11 protein-coding genes and 2 pseudogenes are annotated in these 18004 nt (G+C 58.9%); 6 read left to right on the forward strand and 7 right to left on the reverse strand.

Going from position 1 to position 18004, the window contains the following annotated elements; genetic code table 11:
* Nucleotide 1: 1 nt before the first annotated feature.
* The 5 genes and pseudogenes from istA to QEN71_RS42385 all read right to left on the reverse strand — a co-directional run.
* Nucleotides 2-530 (reverse strand): annotated as a pseudogene (gene istA, locus QEN71_RS42365) (IS21 family transposase); the annotation flags it as partial.
* Between the two features lie 64 nt (nucleotides 531-594).
* Nucleotides 595-1098 (reverse strand): sigma factor-like helix-turn-helix DNA-binding protein, encoded by a 504-nt coding sequence (locus tag QEN71_RS42370; protein ID WP_201661306.1) that lies wholly within the window; start codon nucleotides 1096-1098, stop codon nucleotides 595-597.
* A gap of 345 nt (nucleotides 1099-1443) precedes the next feature.
* Nucleotides 1444-1686 carry an FmdB family zinc ribbon protein gene (locus tag QEN71_RS42375; RefSeq protein WP_201661303.1) on the reverse strand — a complete coding sequence of 81 codons (243 nt, stop codon included), beginning with the start codon at nucleotides 1684-1686 and terminating at the stop codon, nucleotides 1444-1446.
* Between the two features lie 8 nt (nucleotides 1687-1694).
* Nucleotides 1695-2006, reverse strand: a complete 312-nt coding sequence (locus tag QEN71_RS42380) for an ankyrin repeat domain-containing protein (protein WP_233472151.1) — start codon at nucleotides 2004-2006, stop codon at nucleotides 1695-1697.
* A gap of 170 nt (nucleotides 2007-2176) precedes the next feature.
* On the reverse strand, nucleotides 2177-2785 hold the full coding sequence (locus QEN71_RS42385; RefSeq protein ID WP_201661300.1) for a hypothetical protein: 609 nt from the start codon (nucleotides 2783-2785) through the stop codon (nucleotides 2177-2179).
* 438 nt (nucleotides 2786-3223) lie between these two features.
* On the opposite strand from QEN71_RS42385, the gene nifH reads away from it, so the two are divergent.
* From nifH to nifK, 3 genes are all read left to right on the forward strand, one after another.
* Entirely contained in the window at nucleotides 3224-4105 is an 882-nt protein-coding gene (gene nifH, locus QEN71_RS42390) for a nitrogenase iron protein (protein WP_201661297.1), read from the forward strand.
* Between the two features lie 71 nt (nucleotides 4106-4176).
* Entirely contained in the window at nucleotides 4177-5640 is a 1464-nt protein-coding gene (gene nifD, locus QEN71_RS42395) for a nitrogenase molybdenum-iron protein alpha chain (protein ID WP_201661294.1), read from the forward strand.
* 71 nt (nucleotides 5641-5711) lie between these two features.
* Nucleotides 5712-7271, forward strand: a complete 1560-nt coding sequence (gene nifK / locus QEN71_RS42400; RefSeq protein ID WP_201661292.1) for a nitrogenase molybdenum-iron protein subunit beta — start codon at nucleotides 5712-5714, stop codon at nucleotides 7269-7271.
* A gap of 431 nt (nucleotides 7272-7702) precedes the next feature.
* Here the strand turns inward: nifK and QEN71_RS42405 are convergent, their stop codons facing one another.
* Together QEN71_RS42405 and QEN71_RS42410 are read right to left on the reverse strand one after the other, a co-directional pair.
* A complete protein-coding gene (locus QEN71_RS42405; protein WP_201661289.1) occupies nucleotides 7703-13132 on the reverse strand; it encodes an AAA family ATPase in 5430 nt (1809 codons plus the stop codon).
* Nucleotides 13133-13449: 317 nt separating this feature from the next.
* Nucleotides 13450-13761 carry a hypothetical protein gene (locus tag QEN71_RS42410; RefSeq protein ID WP_201661326.1) on the reverse strand — a complete coding sequence of 104 codons (312 nt, stop codon included), beginning with the start codon at nucleotides 13759-13761 and terminating at the stop codon, nucleotides 13450-13452.
* A gap of 203 nt (nucleotides 13762-13964) precedes the next feature.
* On the opposite strand from QEN71_RS42410, the pseudogene QEN71_RS42415 reads away from it, so the two are divergent.
* The 3 genes and pseudogenes from QEN71_RS42415 (at nucleotide 13965) to QEN71_RS42425 (ending at nucleotide 17922) form a co-directional block, all read left to right on the forward strand.
* A pseudogene (locus QEN71_RS42415) lies at nucleotides 13965-15323 on the forward strand (cache domain-containing protein).
* Nucleotides 15320-15892, forward strand: a complete 573-nt coding sequence (locus QEN71_RS42420; protein WP_201661285.1) for a LuxR C-terminal-related transcriptional regulator — start codon at nucleotides 15320-15322, stop codon at nucleotides 15890-15892. Before QEN71_RS42415 ends, QEN71_RS42420 begins: the two are co-directional and overlap by 4 nt.
* 1397 nt (nucleotides 15893-17289) lie before the next feature.
* Entirely contained in the window at nucleotides 17290-17922 is a 633-nt protein-coding gene (locus QEN71_RS42425) for a response regulator (RefSeq protein ID WP_201661282.1), read from the forward strand.
* The last annotated feature ends 82 nt before the right edge of the window (nucleotides 17923-18004 follow it).

An 18004-nucleotide genomic window follows, 5' to 3' on the forward strand; every position in this document is an offset into this window, starting at 1 on the left:
GTGTGCCGCCGAAGTAGACGAACGCTTCGCGCAGGCAACTCGCACAGCGTTGCGGCGTCCTCGCCAGCGGTAAAGCGCACGAAGCTCGCGCGGCTGTATCCAAGCGTCGCCACCAGCGCCAGCAACGGCGCACGGCCGCGACGGATGACCGTGAAGTCGGCCTGCATCTGTTTGCCCGGCGGTGTCTCGAACCGAACCACCGGCTCCGCTTCATGGCGCTTGTACGGCGCCAGGAACGCCTTGAGCTGGCTGATGCTCCCTTCGTAGCCAGCTTCCTGCAGCTCCCGATGCAGCACTGTTGCCGGAATCCAGTGCGGGCGCGCGGCGGCAACACGTTCGAGCACGTAGTCCTTGAACGGCTCGAGCTTCGTCGGGCGTGGCTCGCGTTGCTTGTAGCGGCCAGCCTGGTCGTCGCGCAGATAGCGACGCACCGTGTTGCGTGTCAGGCCCGTCTGTCGCGCTATCTCCCGTACCGCCGTTCCCCGTCTTGCCAATACCTTGATTTCCACTGCTTGCTCCTGAGTCAGCATCGGCGGCAAAAAGCCGCCATCCTCTCCCAGGTGGGTCAGGTTTACCTCGGCGGGTGGGTCAGTTTCACATCGGCGCTAACAACAAGTCTGCCTCGCGGATTTCGCCGGTGTCCGGATTGGTGATGCCGAGCTTCTTGCCCGAGTAATCGACGAACAGCTTCTGTCCCGGCACGTGGGTCTGTCGCAGCGTAACCGGTAGTCGTTGTGCCCATTCCTGATAGGCCTTGCAGAACCAGCTGTAACCGTAACCGTCGGGGTGCTGCGCCTTGTATTCCTGCCACAGCAGGTCCAGCGTCACGCCCGGCCTGCCGATCTCGCGATGTACCGTTGGCCAGTGCGGCATGCCGCAAGGCGGTTCGCGCTGCGTCGGCGGCGGATAAAGGCGTGCTTCAAGGGCGACGTCGTCAGTCTGCAGATCTGCCGGCAACGGCCAGCTCAGCCCTGCCAGCCTCGTGCCGCGCAGATACTGCCACACCGTCGAGGTCGACGTGCCCATCGCCTGGGCGATCTCACGATGGCTGCGGTCGCACTCGAAATGCAGCCGCAGTACTTCTCGAGTCTTGCGCATGGTCAACCTAGTATTTGCCAATGGGCACTCCGACAAAAATTGTCGAGGGTGCCACCGTTGACCCGCGCCGGGTCAGTTTTGCATCGGCGCCAACAACCATGATTATCCGCGTCGCTACTCCATCGCCTCAGTGTCCGCCCGAGCGTGGAAAGTGCGTTCGGGCGACCGTGGAATCTGTGTTCGGTTTGCCGTGGCTTCATGTTCGGCTTGCCCTAGAATCGGCGTTTGATTACGCGTGGATACGCAGGCACGGCGATCAACTTCGGCGCTGAAGCCGCTATCTGTCCTTCAAGGGGCCAGCTTCAACTCCCGGCCAGACAAGCCACCGTAAATGTTGCTGCTGCTTCAACCGCGGCGCAGAAGGTTGCTGCGTTCTATGGCCGTGTAGTTGCTGAAATGGCCGTCGCGCGCGGCCTGGCGGCGCGCCGCCGCAATTATTGCTTTGCTGCGGGCGGGAGCACACGGCGCACTGACCCGTTTATCCAGCGAGGTACTGCGACAGCGTGGACAAAGAGGCGTCGTTCCAGCACGCACCAGCGCCTCGAAATGCAACGCGCAGTTGCGGCATAGATAGTCGTATAGCGGCATGAGTTCCTTCAGCGCAAAAAGTTATCCGGCAGGACGCTACCCGGAATTCGTGGTTGCCTCAGTTCCGCGACGTACCGATCGGTGGCGGAAATCGATCCCCGCCGGGCGTCCCTGAGCCGGCCTACCGTATGCAAGAGCTGCAGTCCGGAATCGGTGGACATGTCGAATGCATTTCGACCGTCGGGCGCAACGAGGCTGTCGCTGGCGCCGAGCGATATCAGCAGCCACATCACCTCGAGCCGGCCGCTGGCGGCGGCCTGCATCAGGCACGTGATGTCGTTCCCATTCGTGTGATCGATATCGAGGACGGGCCCGACCAATCGTAGGATCGATGCGGGTGCGCCGCCCGGACACGCGTGCCAGAGTGCCTGACCTTCGTCGTCGAGCGCGCCGACGTGTGGACCTTCACCCAGCAACGCGGCAGCTATGCTGTCTTCGCCGTGCGGATAGGCGTCGCCGTCACGCGCGCCCGAAACGCTGAAATGATAGGTCAGACTGGCCTGTTTTCGTTTGGATTGCGAACCGGCCCCATCGCTTCGAGTCCTTCCGCGTAGCTGATCGTGTCAAACGACAGCTCGAAGAGAATCGCGGCGTCGGCGACCGCGTCGAGCTTGCCGGCCGTGTCTTTCGTTTTCAGCTCGCTCTTCTCCAAATGCAGGAGCTCAAGCATCTCGTTGTAGACGGTCGATTCCACAATCGGCAGCACGTAGAACACTGCTCCGTTATACGGCACCTGGTAGCGTCTGGACAGATCGACGTTGTCGCAGAACAGGAAATACTTTCCGCGGGGCGAGAGGACATTGCCGAGCACTTCCGCGACGTCTCGCAGGTATTCGAAGCTCAGTAGCCAACCCGCAAAGAACGACAGGTGCGGGTCGTTGACGTCCGCTACGGCCATGACCTGTTCGCAGGAAAGCTCGGGCGGGCGCGCCTCGTCGGCGAGCCGCGGTCCGAAGCGTAGCGCGAGCTCGCCGCGAAAACCGATCCGGCGAGGCGCGTTCGTATGCCCCCTGAAGACCGCGTTGAGGAGTCGGCCCTGGTGTTGCAGCCTGGCCAACGGGGTTTCATCGAGTTCATGGTGGCTGATCGTGTCAGTCATTAGTGTTCCTCTTTGATGGATATTGCATGCGCGGACCGGTGCGCTGGTTCACACATCCCGGCGGGATGTGCGGGGAACTTTGCAACATCCGTACCAATGCCAGGGGCCAACGCCAGGCAGGCTATACGGACAGGCTGCCCGGTGCTGCCCATGTCGTTTGCGACAAAAGGCGCGCGATTTGTCGGGAAGGCGACGTCGCGAACGTCGCAGGTGGCCACTCGGGGGAACCCGGCGGAAACCCGGCCCGGCCAGGGTTTCGACGATCTGCGCACTCATGGCACAAAAGCTGCATCGATGGGGCCGCGCGGACACATTCCGGCCGATGCGTGACTCGACAGAAGAAGACCATACGGACACCGCAGGCTGAGGACATGGTCGCTGCTTTGCAGATCTGACTCGCAACCCTGGTTTCACCTTCCATGTCAATGGAGTACGACAATGTCTCAACTTCGGCAAATCGCCTTCTACGGCAAAGGCGGCATCGGCAAGTCCACCACGTCGCAAAATACGCTTGCAGCGTTGAGCGACCTCGGGCAGAAGATCCTGATCGTAGGGTGTGATCCAAAGGCTGACTCGACGCGCCTGATACTGCACGCGAAGGCACAGGACACAATTCTCTCGCTTGCGGCGGAAGCGGGTTCGGTCGAGGACCTGGAACTCGATGACGTGATGAAGATCGGCTACAAGGACATCCGCTGCGTCGAGTCGGGTGGTCCTGAGCCGGGCGTCGGCTGCGCGGGCCGTGGCGTCATCACGTCGATCAATTTCCTCGAGGAGAACGGCGCGTATGACGGCGTGGACTACGTATCGTACGACGTGCTCGGCGACGTGGTGTGCGGTGGTTTCGCCATGCCCATTCGCGAAAACAAGGCGCAGGAAATCTACATTGTCATGTCAGGCGAGATGATGGCGATGTACGCAGCGAACAACATCTCGAAGGGCATCCTGAAATATGCGAACAGTGGCGGCGTGCGCCTGGGCGGGCTCATCTGCAACGAGCGCAAGACCGACAAGGAACTGGAGCTTGCCGAATCGCTCGCGACGATGCTCGGCACGAAGCTGATCCACTTCGTGCCGCGCGACAACATCGTCCAGCACGCGGAACTGCGGCGAATGACCGTGATCGAGTATGCGCCGGACAGCTCACAGGCGGGCCAGTATCGCGCGCTTGCCGAGAAGGTTCATCACAACGGCGGCAATGGCGTGGTTCCGACGCCGATCACGATGGACCAGCTCGAAGACCTGCTGATGGAGAAAGGCATCATGGTGCAGGTCGACGAGTCGCAGGTCGGCAAAACGGCGGCCGAACTGACCGCCTGACGAATGCCGGGCGAAGGTCGCCGTGCGGCGGCCGGATCCGGCGATGACATTCTCCACTTATGGGATATGCAATGACCGCGACGGTTGAAGAACGCAAGGCCGCCAACAAGGCCCTGATCGACGAAGTGCTGCAGGCCTACCCCGAAAAGATGGCCAAGCGCCGCGCCAAGCATCTGGGTTCCTTTGAACAGGGCAAGCCCGACTGTGGGGTGAAGTCCAACATCAAGTCGCTGCCCGGCGTGATGACGATTCGCGGCTGCGCGTACGCCGGCTCTAAGGGCGTTGTCTGGGGGCCGATCAAGGATATGATTCACATCAGTCACGGCCCCGTCGGCTGCGGCCAGTACTCGTGGGGTTCGCGCCGCAACTACTACGTCGGCACAACGGGCATCGATACGTTCGTCACGATGCAGTTCACTTCCGATTTCCAGGAGAAGGACATCGTGTTCGGCGGCGACAAGAAGCTCGACAAGATCATCGACGAGATCCAGGAGCTCTTTCCGCTCAACAGAGGTATCTCCATCCAGACTGAATGTCCGATCGGTCTGATCGGTGACGACATCGAGGCAGTCTCAAAGAAGAAGAGCACGCAGTACGGGCGGCACACGATCGTGCCGGTACGCTGCGAGGGTTTTCGCGGTGTGTCGCAGTCACTCGGCCATCATCTTGCAAACGATGCGATCCGCGATTGCGTGTTCGACCACGCCGATCCGAACAGGCGGCCCTCACTTGAGTCGACACCTTACGACGTCGCGATCATCGGTGACTACAACATCGGCGGCGATGCGTGGTCAAGCCGGATCCTTCTTGAGGAGATGGGTTTGCGTGTCATCGCGCAGTGGTCGGGCGATGGCACGCTTGCTGAACTCGAAAGTACGCCGAGATCCAAGCTTAACCTGCTGCACTGCTACCGGTCAATGAACTACATCAGCCGGCACATGGAAGAGAAGTATGGGACTCCGTGGGTCGAGTACAACTTTTTCGGTCCGTCAATGATCGAGAAGAGTCTGCGTGAGATCGCGAGCCGATTTGATGACACGATCAAGGCGAATGCCGAAAAAGTGATCGCTAAATACCGCGCGTTGATGGATGCTGTCATAGCTAGGTATAAGCCGCGTCTGCAAGGCAAGAAGGTGATGCTGTTTGTGGGCGGCTTGCGCCCGCGTCACGTTATCGGGGCGTACGAAGACCTTGGCATGGAAGTCGTCGGTACCGGCTACGAGTTCGCTCACAACGACGACTACCAGCGCACGACGCACCACGTTAACGACGGCACACTGATCTACGACGACGTGACCGGCTATGAATTCGAGAAATTTGTTGAGCACACGAGGCCGGATCTCGTCGGCTCGGGCATCAAGGAAAAGTACGTCTTTCAGAAGATGGGCGTCCCCTTCCGGCAGATGCACAGCTGGGATTACTCCGGCCCCTATCACGGCTACGACGGCTTCGCGATCTTTGCGCGCGACATGGACATGGCGATCTCGAGTCCAGTATGGGGTCTCTCGAAGGCTCCGTGGAAAAAGGCTGCCTGAGCGCAACCGGGCGCTAATGCCACAACGGTGCCGACAGACGGCTGTTCAGATTTTCGATTCAGGAGCGTGTCATGCCCCAATCCACCGATAAAATTCTCGATCACGAACTGCTTTTTCGCGAGCCAGAGTATCAGGAACTTCTCCGCAACAAGAGGGAAAATTTCGAGTTCAATCATCCTGATGAGGCCGTGACGCAGGTCGCCGAATGGACGAAGACTGAGGATTACAAGCAGAAGAATTTTGCTCGAGATTCGCTGACAGTGAATCCAGCAAAGGCGTGCCAGCCGCTTGGCGCAGTTTTCGTGGCCAACGGTTTTTACAAGACATTGCCGTTCGTGCATGGCTCACAGGGCTGCGTGGCTTATTACCGCTCGCATTTCTCGCGACACTTCAAGGAGCCGACGTCGTGCGTCAGTTCGTCGATGACGGAGGACGCCGCGGTGTTCGGTGGGCTGAACAACATGATCGATGGCCTCGCGAATGCATACAACCTGTACAAGCCCGAGATGATTGCCGTCTCAACAACATGTATGGCAGAGGTGATCGGCGATGACCTCGATGCGTTCATCAAGAACAGCAAGCAGAAGGGCAGCGTACCGCAAGACTATGACGTGCCGTTTGCCCACACGCCCGCGTTTGTGGGCAGCCATGTGACCGGCTACGACAATGCGCTATTGGGCATTCTGAAGTATTTTTGGGACGGCAAGGCCGGCACTACCACTCCGCTCACTCGCGTGACGGACGACACCGTGAACTTTATCGGTGGATTCGACGGTTTCGTGGTCGGCAATATGAAAGAGATCCGACGGATCTTTGATCTGTTCGGGGTAAAGGTCAACATCATTTGTGATCCCTCCGAGACATGGAATACGCCAACCGATGGCGAGTTCCGGATGTACCAGGGCGGAACAACGAAAGAGGAGGTCGAACGTGCGTTGAACGCAAAGGCAACGTTCATCTTTCAGGAGTTTTGCTGTGAGAAGACGGCCAAGTTCATCGCCGATCATGGCCAGGAAGTGATCTCGCTGAATGCGCCCGTCGGCGTTGGCGGGACCGACCACTTCCTCATGGAGATTTCGCGTGTGACCGGCAGACCAATTCCCGCAGAGCTCGAAAAAGAGCGCGGCCAACTCGTCGATGCCATGGCGGACAGTCAGGCGAATCTGCACGGCAAACGCTACGCCCTTTATGGCGATCCCGACCAGATGCTCGGGTACACGCAATTCCTGCTTGAACTCGGTGCGGAGCCGGTGCACGTGCTCGCAACGAATGGCAACGATGGCTGGGCAGAGAAGGTCAGAGCCTTGTTGGATGCATCGCCATACGGTGCAGGATGTAAGGTCTACCCAAAACGCGATCTTTGGCACATGCGCTCGCTGCTATTCACGGAGCCAGTGGACTTCCTGATTGGCAACACATACGGAAAGTATCTGGAGCGCGACACTGGAACGCCCCTCGTACGGCTCGTGTTTCCGATATTCGACCGCCATCACTATCATCGCTACCCGACTTGGGGGTATTCCGGCGGCTTGCGAATTCTATTGGCGCTGCTGGATGAGTTCTTCGAAACAATGGACGCGAATACCATTGATATTTCGAAGACAGATTACAGCTTTGATATTGTCCGCTGACGTGCGTGTGGTCCTCACGTAGATGCCATACGGGCGCGCAGCGATGGTGCGCGTGCGCCCGACAGGAGTAAGACGGGGCTCGCACACTCGTTTTCTCGGAAGGAGCACGAAAGGACTGAGAAACTCTCGCGGGGTCATGGTCAGTGCCCCGTCCCGCCGCTCGGCGGCCACATTGAAATTGTCTGTTGCGCCGTGCGCTGGTAATAACGATTTGGGGTTACTGCTCGACATCGCGAAGTTGCTGTCGAAACGGGGCTGTTTTCGTCCGCAACGAAACCCATTCGACGCTCGCACGGGTTACCCACGGCGGGCCGCGCCCGCGCTCCGGTACCGCATGGCGTCTGGACCAACTGTTTGTGCCGTTGCGGCGAATTCTTACGCATGGCGTGCGGCGTGCGGTTGACGAACATCGCGCATTTTGCCATCTCTTCCTAACTATCAGGCAGGCTCGCTTTTATTACAGCTCCGGCACCCGGTGAACTGACAATTTCGATTTGGCCGCCGAGCATCAGAACGCGCTCTTCCATTCCCACCAGGCCAAAGGATTTCTTTCGGGCAGCCTGAACGTCGAAACCTTCGCCGTCGTCACGTACTTCGAGAAGATAAGCATTAGCCGTCCGCTCGAGCGTGATGACCACCGTCGTGGCTTTCGCATGACGAGAGACGTTGGTCAGTGCCTCCTGAACTAGGCGAAACAGCACGATAGCCCGGTCCTCGTCCATTGCGATGTTCTCATCGTGCACGAGCAGGCGACACTCTATACGTCGATTGCGATTGAACTCGGCAGCGAGCCATTCGAGTGCGGCCACGATGCCTGTGTCCAGCGCGGCTGGGCGTAGTGATGTGATGACGCCCCGTACAACTTGCATTGTTTGGTCCACGAGAGAAACCAGTGCCTGCGTCTGCTCGACAAGCTTCGGGCAGTCAGTGTACAGTTTCATCTTCAAAGCCGAGAGTCTTAGGCGAAGTGCGGTGAGATGCTGCCCGAGTTCGTCGTGCATTTCACGTGCAATACGTTTGCGCTCTTCTTCGCGTGCCGTCTCGCGACGTGAGGTGAGTTCGCGCAGCATCTCGTATGATTCCCGCAAGCGGTGCTCCACTTCTTTTCGCTCCGACAGATCGACCACGAAGGCGACGCCTTCTTTCCGACTGGATTCGAAAGCAACTCTGCCAACCATAACAGGTACACGGCTGCCGTCCTTTCTAATGTATTCCTTTTCGGATGGCTGCACGCGCCCCGTCCGAAAAATCTGCGCCAGGGCATCTTGCGTGGTCTCTTGCCACTCCTGTGGCGTCAGATCTCTCCAGCGTATGCGGCCCGAGACGAGGTCCTCGCGCTCGTATCCCACCATTCTCAGAAATGCGTCATTGGCCTCGAGAATGTCGCCATTAGCGTTCCACACGATGATGCCGATGATGTTTGCGTCGACGAGGCGACGGATTCTAGCTTCGCGCTCCGTAAGGTCCTCATACAAGCGAGTGTTCTCAAGCGATGTTGCTGCCTGTGAGGCCAGAAGGCGAAGCACTGCAATTCGAGCAGGAGCGAATGCGCGGGTGATCAGATTGTTTTCGAGATAGAGCACGCCCGTAAGCTTTGCCTGGTTCGTCAGAGGCAAGCACACGATAGAACGCAGCCGATGCTCGCGGATATAGCGATCCGTGCTAAATGCAGGGTCCTCTGCGGCATCGTCGAGGATGACACTCTCCCCCGTGCGTAAGACATGGTAAAGCACTGATTCGGGCATCAACGTCGCCTTAATGGGCACAGTCCTCAACTGCAGGCGAGCCATGCTGCCGTCCGTTGTAGCTTCAGCCGCTATCCATTGTTTGTCGACGTCTGGTAGGATGAGCATCCCCCGCTGCGCGCCCGCCTGTTCGATCGCCGTGCGCATGACAGTATCGATCAGATTGTCCAAGACGATCTCGCGCGAAATTGCCTGCGATACTTTGATCACGGTAGCGAGGTCCAATTGTTCGATGGGCGCCCCGATAGTGGTAGTTGGCGTTGGCGCTCGCTCCTCGTCCATTAGATGCGGATGAAGGTCGTCGAGTTGTCGCACCTTGCCATCGGCACCCCACCGTTGGTAGGCCTGTCGGGCCTCTTTGGCATATATGCGTGCGATCTTCTCAAAACCGCGTGTCGCGTAGAAACGGGACGCGAGTTCGTTCGCTACAGCTTCGTTATGGACAAAGCCATTAGCGCGCGCTGACAGGATGGCTTCTTCAAAGAGCCGCATCGCGTCAACATCGCGGTTTTCCAACCGGGCAATCTCGGCACCGACCAACGCCACGCGATCTGTGAAATTTGCGGGGCAGTTCTTCGACCAGATTTTCAGTTGCCGGTGATGCGTCGTTATGGCATCTCGGCAAACCTGCCGCTCTACGGCCGGAACATGATCGTAATATGCAGCTCGGGCCAGCGCGTCATAGAAGTGATACTCACATTCCTCCAAATGTGACGAAGACGTCCAGAGCAGTTGTTGCGCCGTCCCTGCAGCGTCAACAGCTTCCGCGTAGTTGCCGGCAATATAGCGGGCCTGCAATTTCCTGATCCAGTACCAGCACGCAGCGGTCGCCAGCGCGGGGTTGCCCGACAAACGATGCTCGAAGCGAAGTTCGTTGACGTTGCGATCATCGAGGCTCCCAAATCGGAGTGTTGAGCCGCGGAGCATTCGAATTAACGCGAGCTGCGTGCTCAGGTTATCGACAACCATGCCAAAGCCCGTCTTTTCGGAAAAGACTAGGCCCTGTTCGGCTTCATGCTCCACCGCGCCTAATGGCTCGCCGACAAAGAGCAGGTTGGAAACAACATGGCAGCACGTGTAGGCGGCAGACGGGAGGTCTCCGATTCGATTCGCCGCCTTGAATGCACTATCCAGCACCTCACGGCTCATCCGCACGTGTTTCGTCCAGCGCGCGACGTAAAGCGCATAGCAAAGATACGTGACCGCCTGAAAGCGCTTGAGGCCCCGTTGTTCGACGAGGTTGTAGCCGAGATCGGCAAACTTGAACCCTTTTTGATAGTCGTTAAACCGCGGTCCCGCTATCCGTGCAAACATAACATACGCGAAAGAGGACGCGTCGCAGTTGCCATGCTCCAGGCTGAGACTGACCGCTTTGCATATCGTCAGCGAAGCCAGATTCGCGTCCGTGAACCATGCTGGGCGCAAGAGTTTGCTCAGCACGTCAGCCGTCGAAAGAGAATCTGGGTCGTTCATTAGCGGCAAATCGATGAGGTCCTCTATCACTCGACCCTCAAGCCGGATCCGGATGCGGTCGTACTCTCGTTGTACTTCTTCTTCACTAGGATGGGCTGACCAATGGATCCCGACGCGACAGAGATGTTCGAGGCAAACAGCGACTGCGCGATCGCTCTGATCAAGAGTCAGGTAAACGTCCATTTGCAGGCACGTGACGACCGCCTGTTCGATGATACGTGTTGCGCGAAGTGACAGCACTTTCAAGCGTTGCTCTGCGTTCGACAGTCGCCCGGTCAGGAATTCGCATTCGGCTCGAGTTAGCTCGAGTGTGAAGATGAGTTCGTGCTTGCGCGCCCAGCAGTCGTCGGCTAGGAGTTGCGCACCCATGATGAGATAAGTGAGCGCTGATTCGTAGGCCGTCGACTTCTTGGCGCGCTGGCCGGCTATCAGGTTGAATGCAGCAAGTTGGTCGCGTTCCTCCTGATCATCCATCAGCGCTGTCCCGCGGTTGAGTTGATTGACGATATCGAATATCGCCTGCTCTCGCTTCTCGGGAGTGGTTTGTGTCGCGAGCAGGCGCCCGATACGCAGATGGACTTTCGGAAGCGAGCCTTCTGGGATCAGCGAATAGGCAGCTTCCTGCACCCGGTCGTGCGCAAACCTGTAGGCTTCTCCCAGATCATCGACAAGCTCCTTTTTCACCGCTGGTATCAGCAACGTGCGCGCACTTTGCTTGGTTTTCCCCAACACTTTCGACAGAATCCCGAGCGTTGCGGTATTGCCGAGACAGGCGAACAGTTGCAATGCCCCCCGTGTTTCGGCAGGGAGGCGGGCCAGCTTTACGACCATCAGGTCTGCCACGTTGTCCGTGTAGCCTTTTGCGCGAATTTGTGGCAGACGCCACTGCCAACAGGCCAGGTTGTGGTCGAAAGTGAGTAAATGCTCGTCGGCGAGTGCGTGTAGAAATTGAATGACGAAAAACGGATTACCGCCAGTCTTATCATGTATGAGCTGCACAAGTGGCGAGACCAGTTCCGGCGTTGTGTGGAGCGCTTCTGCAATCAATTGCCCCACGTTCTCGCGGGTGAGCGGTAGGAGCACGATCTCGTCAACCGCCGCGGTCATGCTCCTGAATGTCCGAAGCTTATTCATCAGCGGATGATTGGTGTCTACCTCGTTGCTTCGATAGGCGCCAATGATCATCAGATACTTCAGATCCGGGCAAGTTAGAAAATCCTGCAACAGGTCCAGCGTCGCGGTATCGAGCCATTGGAGGTCATCGAAAAACAGCACCAGCGGATGTTCCTGCCGGGCAAAGACACTCACGAACCGCCGAAAGGCAAGCTGGAAACGGCGTTGTGCCTGATGCAAATCCAGTTCGGGGACGGGCGGCTGGTCGCCGATGACGAGCTTAAGTTCGGGGAGTAGGTCGGTTACGAGTCGCGCGTTTGGCGTCAGTGCCTCCGTGAACGCCTCGCGCCAAATCGCCAGTTCCGCCTCTCGCAGGGTGAGAAGTCGGCGCACCAGATCACGAAAAGCGGGCAGCAGTGTCGAGTATGGTATGTCGCGCTTGTATTGGTCGAACTTACCCGATGTGCAGAGTGCTCGTGGCGGCACGAGCACCTTCTGTAGCTCATTCGCGATCGCGGACTTGCCGATGCCCGAATAACCGGAAACCAGCACCAATTGCGGTGTGCCCCTAGCCATGACGCGGTCAAACGCGGCGACCATAGCATCGATCTCACGTTGCCGACCATAAAGTTTATTGGGAATCGACAGCCGATCAGGCGTATCGTGCTCGCCGAGCGCGAAGACTTCGATGTGCCGCCGACGTTTCCATTCGGTGAGACAACGTCGGAGGTCACGTTCCACACCAGCCGCAGTCTGATAGCGCTCCTCGGGCGTTTTAGCGAGCAGCTTCATAACTACTTCCGAGACGACGGGCAGAATTCTCCCCACCCGCTCGCTCGGCGCCATCGGCTTGCGCGCAAGGTGGCAGTGCACCAATTCCAACGGATTGTCGGCGTTGAACGGCAATACACCGGTGAGCATCTGGTACAGCACAACGCCAAATGAGTAGAGGTCGCTTCGGGAATCAATCGAGCGATTCATTCGCCCTGTCTGTTCCGGCGCCATATATGCCAGCGTGCCCGCAATCGTCTCAGGTGGCACTGAGGATTCACGCTCGCGGGGCAGTTCTGAAGCGATGCCGAAGCCGGTGAGCCGCACGGAACCATCCGCACAGTTTGCCAAAATATGAGCGGGCTTGAGGTCCTTGTGGACGAAACCGCGCTGGTGGAGTTTGCCCAGCGCTTCAGCGATGCCGATGGCAACGTGTAAAACAGTTCCCATTTCCATCGGCGCGCCGATCATCCGTTCGAGCGGCTCACCGCCCGGGTCTTCGAGCACCAATACAGTCCGGCCTTCTCCGCGAATCATATCTATCGGCCGTACTGCCCATGTGCTATTGAGTTTCTCCTTCAGCTCGAATTCATGGGTGAGGCGAAGGATGGTGTCGGCTGGGGGATTCGCCGCCGTGGTCTGCACAACCAGAACGCTTTCGCTGCCGCGAGATTGACAAACCCGACAGAGGACGCGGTCCGCGTCCTCCCAGAGGACTTGGCAGTTGTTTCGTTTTTCGGAAAAACGTGGAACGTTCATTTACCGCATACTCTCAGCCGTTCGAATCTTCATTATGCGCTGCACCTCGCAAGTATGGCATGTATAAAATGTAAGAAGAAACAGTGATCGAAGAAGAAATGTGGTCAGACGAGACTGGGGTTGGGCGCGATCTAAAGAGAGCAGCAGTCACAAGGTGACCGGACATGTACCGGTGCGAACGTACCGCATTGGCGGGTTGTGTCGCCAGCCCGTTTAATAGCTTGGTCCGCGAATCGGACATTCGGTCGGGAGGTATTGTCACGTTGCCGAGCGGGTCGGATAACATCTGGCGATGCGGAAGGCGAAAGAATTGCGCTTCATCGCGGCCATCGATTGACGCCACGCGTCAACAGTCGCGCCGTGCGCATGTTTACCCGGTTCAGTTGAGCCTGCGCGACATCGAAAAGTTGTCGTTCAGCCGGGGCGTTGTCGTCCGCTTCGAAATCATTCGGCGTTGGTGCGACACGTTTGTCGTGGGCCTTGCTCACCGGTCGCAGTTCGCGTCCGCAACCAAGCACCACGACCCAGAGGGCGCTGACCTTTTCGTGCGCGAGCGCGATGGTGCCGAACGCGAATGCGCCCAACAGTGCGACTGCCGCCCACACCAGAAAACTGGATGCCCGGTTCATGGGAGTCTCCAATATAGTTTTACGAACACCCGTCAGCGCTGCTGGCCGGGTCCATTGCGGCGCATTGCGTGACGCCGCGCATGGTCGAAGATGTGCGATGCTTTGGGCGTGTAGTATTCGTGTTCGTCGCATGCGCCACAAGCGCACAACTACGTAAGCGCGCTACGTGGAACTTCGTAGGCAGTCCGACCGGCTATTCGCAGATGAAACTCAAGGCAAACATTTTCCTGCTCGCCATCGTGCCGTTTTGGCCGCGATCGCGGCACAATACGACGCAGTCGTCATACATGGCGAGCAAGGAGATCGAGTTGGGCCATTACGTCGATCTGGCCACGACCGCGATCAAGCCGCTCCACGACGAAGCAGGCCGCAACGCGCGCGACGACGCGATCTTGCGCGATCGTGCGCTTGCGATGCTCGAAAAGATGGACTTCGGCCAAGACGGCTACTTCTTCGTCTACGACATGCATGGCCGCTCACTGATGCACTCGCGCGAGCCGGATCTGGTCGGACGCGACCTGTGGACCTTGCGCGACCCGGCGGGCTCGCTGACCATCCAGCAACTGATCGCCGCCGCAGCGCAGGGCGACGGCTATGTGCGCTATGTGTGGCATCGTCCTTCGACCGACAAGCTCGCGCCGAGGCTCGGCTATGTGGTGCCGTTGCCGCGTTGGGGCTGAATGCTCGGCACCGGCATCTATCTCGTCGACGTGGACACCACGCTCGTGCGCATCGACCAGCGTGCGTCGGCGGATATCGAGCGCGCGATGCTGTGGATCGGCGCGATCGCGCTCGCCGGTCTGGGCGTGATCGCCGTGCGCGCGTTGGTGCTCAACGTCAGCGAATATCGCAGCGCGGACGCGAAGCTAAAGCGGCTCGCGCAACAGGTGGTCGAATCGCAGGAAATCGAGCGCGCGCGGCTGTCGCGCGAGTTGCATGACGGCATCAGTCAGATGCTGGTGTCCGTGAAGCTGTTGCTCGAATCGGCGCTGGCGCGCTTCGAACTGAGCGCAACGCGCGTCCCGCCGGCGGAAGCTGCATTGTCCACGGGCATCGGAACGCTTGGCGATGCATTGCGCGAAGTGCGTCGTATTTCGCATGTGCTGCGTCCCTCGATGCTCGATGATCTTGCCACCGCGCCCGAACAGCTGACGCGCGAACTGAGCGCGCAGAGTCATCTGTCAATTTGATTTACGCAGATTGCGCACGATCACGCTGCGCACTTGCCCGATACGATGAAGACGGCGCTCTTCCGTATCGCGCAGGAAGCGTTGACCAATATTTTCAGGCGCGCGCACGCGGCTCGCGCGGCGTTGTCGCTCGAAGTGTCGGCCGGCAATGTCACGCTTTCGATCAGCGACGACGGACGGGGCTTCGATGTCGCGCGGGTGCAGGCCGATCCGCATGCGGGCGTCCGTCCGCGCAATATGCGCGAGCGGCTCGAGGCGCTCAACGGCAACCTGCAATTCGATTCACGCGCCGGCCATACGACAGTCATGGCGACCGTGCCGCTTTTCGTGAACGGCTTGCTTCGGGAAGAACTGGAGGCGAACCACTTATGAGCGATTCTAAGGACGCTGCGCGCCTTATCCTCGTCGACGATCACCCGCTCGTGCGCGACGGCTTGCGCGCGCGGCTGGAGGCTGTGCCAGGCTTTGCAGTCGTCGGCGAAGCGAGGCATGCGGAACACGCGATGACGCTCGCGGCGCTGTTGCATGAGCGCTTTCCTGACATACGCGTGCTCGTGCTGTCGATGCACGACAACGTTGAGTATGTGACCAACGCCGTTCGCGCCGGTGCTCGCGCCTATATTTTGAAGGATTTGCCGGGCGCGGAAATCATTTGCGCGATCGGTGCGGTTCTTGATGGGAAGACGTTCTTCAGCGAAGAACTTGGCGCGCGGCTTATCCAGGCATCGACCCTTCGTGATCCTAGGGAGCGTTTGACACCGCGAGAGCGTAACATTCTTGATCAACTGGCCGAAGGTCTGTCGAGCAAGCAGATCGCACAGCGCTGCGGTCTGTCAGTGAGAACCGTTGAAACGCATCGGCAGAATCTGGAGCGCAAACTCGAAATTGATGATCAGGCCGAGCAGATCAAGTTCGCCGTGGAGCACAGGCGCTCAGGTTAGGTCGACCGCCCGGAAAATCGGTGTTACGCGAATCGGAAAGCGGCGACCCGTGTGCGTTTGAGCGCATCCAGCCGCGCAGCGTGCACTTCTGCCCGCCGATCTCGAGACCCGCCTCCCCGCGACGGCGCGACAACCGACCAGGACTTCAGCCGAATGCGCTTGCCCTCGAGGCGCTCACGGCGCCGCGAAACGTCCAAGCACGTCATCAAATGTCGTGTGGTGCGGGATGCGCGGCGAGCCGCTTTGACCGCACCGTGAGAAGCCTGCGCCGAACGTGTTGCACCAACGTCGAATGATTGCGTAGTGGACGGCAACGTTCCGTTCGAGCAATAACTTTTCGATGCGCGCATGCTCAACTGGAGGCGGTAGCACGGTCGCACAGCGCAACTGATGGCAATCGTCGGGAAGCGATGGTCGCGATAAAGCGCATTTCGTCTTCAGCATCGCCAGCAGGCTCTACGAGCAAATGGTGCTCAGGAGTTCCTGACGCGTTAATCAGGATGTTCTGCCTCGGTATTCCAGTGCACCCTGACAGTGTCGTTAAACCGGTTGTGCGAAACTCCGCCGTCGAAAATGGCATGGCACGCGAAGTGTGACAATTGCCTATCTCTCGGAGCGAGCGATGAGACAGAACGCCTGCCGCGCTGAGACGTTTGGGCAAAACAATGCGTAAATCGCGCCGCTACGACACGGACTAACTTGGCAAATACGGATCTTGCTCGCTTTGCGAAACGGCGGACAAGATCGACGTTCTCATCGAACGCCCGGCGCCCGTGGCGAGTCCGATGGCTGTGGGCGTGTCGCCGGAAAAGCACCCGGTTAGCGTCGCAGGCGTAAGGAGTGAAGAAGCAGGCAATAACCGCAGAGAAGAATCAGGGCAAGACGCACTCGGGGAGCGGCACACCGTTTCATCAGGCCATTTCGGACCCCCGCGGGCGCAGTGAATTCGTCTTTGAGACCGAGTGCAGAATAGGATAGCCAAACGGCGACACTCGCGGGAAATATGGCGTTAGTCAGGTTGAACGCGCGGTAGAACGGTTTGGCTACACGCGGCGACGCCCCGAAACTTCGGTTTCTCGCGACGCTGCTCGGCTTTAGTTACGCGATCACGCTGGATCGTGATGGTGCAACAAGACTATCTTGTGCGCCGAGTGAAGGCTGATATCCAGCGGATTGGCGTGAGGTAACGGTGTCGAATCTCCATTGCTACTTCGCCGCACCGCGCTCGTCAACCTAGTGAGCGAGGCAGTCGATGCGTTGTTTCTCACGGTCTTCAGGCGCTGCTTTCATGCGCGGCATCGCGCGCTGCTAATCGGTGGATCGTTTCTGATCGGCAGCCGGCCGGGTGCGCGGACCACGGTTTCCATTCACATTCCGCTCGATGGCGGACGTCGAACATGATTAGAATACTCATTGCGGACGATCATGCGATTGTTCGTGGCGGACTCAGGCAGATCATCGCAACCACGAGCGATATCATGGTCGCGGCGGAAGCGGCGCAAGGGACGGAAGTGATCGACAGGCTGCGCAGTTGCGTCGTGGATCTGCTGCTGCTCGACATGACAATGCCCGGCATCAGTGGTGTCGATCTGATCCGCAGAGTGCGGGTGGAGCAACCGTCGCTGCCTGTACTCGTGCTGAGCATTCACGATGAAGCACAGGTGGCATCGCGCGCATTGCGCGCGGGCGCGACGGGCTATCTGACCAAGGACAGCGACCCGGACGTGCTGCTCGCGGCGATCCGCAAGCTCACGGAAGGCGGCCGCTTCATCGACCCGAAACTCGTCGATGCCATGGTCTTCGAAACACAGCGCGGCGACGTGCCGCCGCACGAAGTGCTGTCGGATCGCGAATTTCAGGTGCTGCAGATGCTCGCGGCGGGCGGGAGCATCAACGAAATCGCCGACGCGTGCTCGCTCAGCGCGAAAACGATCAGTACATACAAGACGCGCCTAATGCAGAAGCTCGGACTTTCCAACAATGTGGAGATGATACGGTATTCCGTCCGGCATGGGTTGATCGTCGAATAAACGGAGGTGAATGGCGCGCATGCTCTTTCTGTCGGAAGGGCGTCGGACCTATGGCAGTGTTAGCTTTCGTAGTGGCGCATCT

This window comes from Paraburkholderia sabiae, assembly GCF_030412785.1.
Taxonomy (GTDB): Bacteria; Pseudomonadota; Gammaproteobacteria; order Burkholderiales; family Burkholderiaceae; genus Paraburkholderia; species Paraburkholderia sabiae.